At 51.5% G+C, this 2351-nt stretch carries 4 protein-coding genes; all 4 read right to left on the reverse strand.

Going from position 1 to position 2351, the window contains the following annotated elements; all coding sequences use genetic code 11:
- Positions 1–168: TraR/DksA C4-type zinc finger protein (locus tag DES37_RS25320; RefSeq protein WP_110028289.1), on the reverse strand; the 168-nt coding region annotated here is incomplete at its 3' end.
- A 2-nt stretch (positions 169–170) separates the two neighbouring features.
- On the reverse strand, positions 171–824 hold the full coding sequence (locus DES37_RS25325) for an ead/Ea22-like family protein (protein WP_110028290.1): 654 nt from the start codon (positions 822–824) through the stop codon (positions 171–173).
- Between the two features lie 180 nt (positions 825–1004).
- Positions 1005–1475: a hypothetical protein gene (locus DES37_RS25335; RefSeq protein ID WP_110028292.1), complete on the reverse strand. Its 471-nt coding sequence runs from the start codon at positions 1473–1475 to the stop codon at positions 1005–1007.
- A complete protein-coding gene (locus tag DES37_RS25340) occupies positions 1472–2002 on the reverse strand; it encodes a hypothetical protein (protein WP_110028293.1) in 531 nt (176 codons plus the stop codon). Before DES37_RS25340 ends, DES37_RS25335 begins: the two co-directional genes overlap by 4 nt.
- Positions 2003–2351: the final 349 nt, after the last annotated feature.

The raw sequence follows: 2351 nt of genomic DNA on the forward strand, positions 1-2351 counted from the left end.
ACACATGGTGCAGCCAGGAACGGCTACACGGCGCTTTTCTGGAATAGGTTCGCCACAGCCTTTGCAGTGAGTTGCGGAAATAGCACTGTGGTTAATTCGGGCATTGGCTATTGCTATGCTGATATTAAATTCGGCGCGTTCGTTGGCTTCATCAATGAGCTCTGCCATCTCTACTGCCCCAGTTCCAGTTTGATGCCAGCACGCGGAACGTTGATTTCTACGATGCGTACAGCGGGCTTATACATCTCGATAGCCGTCAGCCAGTCAGCGCCCGTCGTGCGCTTCTCAGCGTCGCCGTTAGACCAGGTAACCGGTACACCAATAGCCCTCATGGCGATTTCAATTTCCCCAGCGATGGCGCTTTTACCGCAGCCAGTAAAGCCACTTACAGTTACCAGCACTTCACCTGGTTTAACGCTCACCGTGCGATCTTCGAGATATTTCTCGCTCCAGTCTTCGCCTGTCTGGTCGCTAAGGCGCTGGATTAATTCACCGATAGGCAGCGGTGCGATTAGTTGGCGTCCCAGTTCCGCAACACGCTGCCGCAGGCTGGCATTCTCCGCCTTGTCGGCTTTGCGCTCTGCCAGCAGGGAGAGAACAGCGGCAGGGTTTGCAACAGCGATATATTTCGCGTCTTCTTCACGCCAGATGCTTTGGCGGGAAAAACCCCACCAAACTACAGCCTCAGCCAGGAATTCTTTGTCGCTTGTATCAATGCCATAGTTGCCGTCTTCACACGGTTTATCGTGCACATACCACGGGCCGGGAGTCGCTTTCTCTGCCGCCTTTTCCAACTTCAGCGCCAGATCGTCGTTGTTAGTCATTGCTATTGTCCTCGCAGCAATAGTGTGCCCCGTCAGGATTGGTGCTTTTAAACCCACAAATGTCACATTCAATAACCCGCAATTCGCATTCATGCTGTTCTGGCTCATCAGCCTTGTAATAACTACCGCATATAGGACAGCGAACCTCAGGAACTTCATCAAAATTACTGGTACCGGTAATCATTTCTGTCCGCCTCCCTGGTGGAGCTGTCGGCGGATGTATGCGGCGTAGTTTTCGGCGCGCTCTGCTGTTAAGTTGTAACTGCTCTTCATGTTGCAAGAACAACCATCTTCATTAGCCAGGCCCCTGTATGTTTTAGCCATTTCGTCTAATACTTCCGATTTTGCTTCTGCTTTCAGTGCGGCTATAGCGTCGTCGGTAAGCGGGGTTTCGCATTTCTGCCAAATGAGGTGCATTTCAGCGTCAGCCGGCTGGTGGCCACTGAGTTCTTCCGCCAGGCAGTCATTCATGCACTTGATTGCTGCGTTTTCATTAGCCAAAACTTTCCCACGCACACGCAGCACATCGACACGGTTGATCGGCTCGTGCATGATTTCGGTATACGTAGTGATTGGTGTCATGCTGGTGGCATAACTGCGGGCTGTCCGGATCAGTTCTTCAATCGGCATATCGTGTAGTGGCATGTTCATGCGGCACGCCCTTCCAGTTCGTTAAACCGGTTAATGAAAAGCGAGAATGCCTGGCCGGGTCGAAGAGGATTAACAGTGAACATATCTGTAGGTGAAATACCTTCCAGACATGGCCAGTGGGTACCATCATCAATGTCGAGGTCCCGGCGTTCGGTAGACAGCATGATGAGGTCTGCATATTTGACGACCTGACTATGTTCTGCCGGTAATCCGTACTTTTCCCGGATCACGCTGTCCACGTAGCGCTCTATTTCCCGGTAATCAGGTAACAGTGCTTTCAGTGGTGCCGGAATATCACAGCAGTAGGCCTCAGCGGCATCATGCATCAGAGCTTCAAAGGCAAATTCACCGGGTACCAGCTGGCTTACCAGAACGGAATGCTGGGCCACGGAATAAAACTCGGGCAGGTGCCCTGCGAACCGGCAGGCATGGGAAAGGGCTGTGGCAATATCCTCAATGCAAATAGCATCATGGCTGATATTTCGGTAATCAATATGGTTACCAGATAGTGTCTGAATAAAGCTCATGGTCAGTTCTCCGTGTTATTTACGCGCTGCACCGCGCTGAATTTTGGTTGAGCGAATCCCTCGCCGGGTGGCGATTAATTTCTCAGTCTTTATTGCTTTCAAACTGGCCATGGTTATAGCCAGTTAGTTTCTCCACACAACACAAAAGGGCACCTGTGGCTGCAACCACCCGGGCGGATTGGGGAATGAGCCCGTCACCCGGTGATGCCCTTGTGTGTTGTGTAAAAAATTGCGGTACCAGTCAGAACACTATCTTCATCCTCCTAGTGTTGGGTTGAAGATCTGGTACCGCCAAAGGTTCTACACAGCATTTGCGTTCCTTCGCAGTGGTCTGGGGTCATGGATAAAC

The sequence above is a fragment of the Mangrovibacter plantisponsor genome (assembly GCF_003182475.1).
GTDB lineage: Bacteria > Pseudomonadota > Gammaproteobacteria > Enterobacterales > Enterobacteriaceae > Mangrovibacter > Mangrovibacter plantisponsor.